Source organism: Actinomycetospora sp., assembly GCF_055612215.1.
Genome location: NZ_JBVPVA010000532.1, coordinates 1 through 1,185 on the forward strand (window position 1 = coordinate 1; position 1,185 = coordinate 1,185).

The following is a 1,185-nucleotide window of genomic DNA, read 5'->3' on the forward strand; positions in this document are numbered from 1 at the left end:
CGGCGACGTCGATGGGCTCCGGGTGCTCCACGCCGACCGGGACGAGGGTCCACCGGGCGGGGGCGGGGTCGCCGCCGACGCGCCAGCCGCCGAGGCGGTCGAACGGGTCGCCGGTCTCGCCCCCGTCGGGCAGGCGCAGCAGCCCGTCGAGCGCCGCGGCGACGACGACGTCGTCGGGCACCTGCGCCACGGCCGGCCCGGCCGCGGCGCGCTCCACCCGCCGGCCGATCAGGCCGGTGTCGAGGCGACCGGCACGCACGTCGTCGTCGGCGAGCAGCCCGCGCAGCCAGGCGAGGTTGGTGCCGACGCCCAGCACGGTGGTGGCGCCGAGAGCGGCGTCGAGCCGGTCGAGCGCGGCGGCGCGATCGGGACCGTGGGCGATGATCTTGGCGAGCATCGGGTCGTAGGCGCTGCCGACCTCGGAGCCCGCCGCGACCCCGGCGTCGACCCGCGCGTGCTCGGGCCATTCGAGCGCGAGGATGCGCCCGCCGGTGGGCAGGAAGCCGCGGGCCGGGTCCTCGGCGTAGAGCCGGACCTCGACCGAGTGACCGTCGAGCGTCAGGTCGTCCTGGTCGTAGCCGAGCGGCTCGCCGGCGGCGACGCGCAGCTGCTCGGCGACGAGGTCGATGCGCCCGCCGCGGATGCGCACGACCTCCTCGGTCACCGGGTGCTCGACCTGCAGCCGGGTGTTCATCTCGAGGAAGTAGAACTCGCTCGCGTCGGCGTTCGTGACGAACTCGACGGTGCCGGCGCCCACGTAGCCGCAGGCCCGGGCGGCGTCGACCGCGGCGCGGCCCATCGCGTCGCGCTGCTTCTCGTCGAGCACGGTCGAGGGGGCCTCCTCCACGACCTTCTGGTGGCGGCGCTGCAGCGAGCACTCCCGCTCGCCGAGGTGCACGACGGTGCCGTGGGTGTCGGCGAGGACCTGGATCTCGACGTGGCGCGGGTCGGTGACGTAGCGCTCGAGCAGCAGCGTGTCGTCGCCGAAGGAGCCCCGGGCCTCGCGGCGGGCGGCGGCGATCGCGTCGGTGAGCTCGGCGTCGGCGGTGACCACGTGCATGCCCTTGCCGCCGCCGCCCGCACTCGGCTTGAGCAGCACGGGGAAGCCCACCTCGCGCGCGGCGTCGGCGAGCTCGGCGTCGGTGAGGCCCTTCTCGGAGGTGCCGGGCACGAGCGGGACCCCGG

Annotated in this window: 1 protein-coding gene; it reads right to left on the reverse strand. The window is 76.4% G+C overall.

The genetic code is table 11. The features are described 5' to 3' along the window. The coding region (locus AC0CYZ_RS14885) for an ATP-binding protein (protein WP_472216630.1) at positions 1–1,185 on the reverse strand (1,185 nt) is incomplete at both ends.